The organism is Citrobacter sp. Ce129, from assembly GCF_030334545.1.
Classification (GTDB): domain Bacteria; phylum Pseudomonadota; class Gammaproteobacteria; order Enterobacterales; family Enterobacteriaceae; genus Citrobacter; species Citrobacter europaeus.
Window position 1 is genome coordinate 1 of sequence record NZ_JAOWDS010000003.1, and the last position, 276, is coordinate 276.

Sequence of the window (276 nt, forward strand, 5' to 3'; positions counted from 1 at the left end):
GTAAATATAGACTTTCTGCCGCTTACGGTTTAGGCGCACGGGCGTACCGCGGGGCGTGTGATAGGTCATTCTGATCAATAATTTAAAGAAAGATATAAAAAAAGCACAAGTTAATAAAGAGCCTAAAAAAATACTCACATCCCATTTAATTACAAAAGGAGCTATTAAGTAAAAAAGTATAAATGGCACTAAAAGGAAGGCAAAAATATCGCCGCCGCCCCATGAGATCTGATTCTCATAACGGGGAATTTCCAGCCAGATATCATTCTTTTCATT

1 protein-coding gene is annotated in these 276 nt (G+C 38.0%); it reads right to left on the minus strand.

Going from position 1 to position 276, the window contains the following annotated elements; genetic code table 11:
* Positions 1 to 276 (minus strand): DUF6708 domain-containing protein (locus OGV77_RS00010; RefSeq protein WP_353655751.1); only part of this gene is annotated, 276 nt, incomplete at both ends.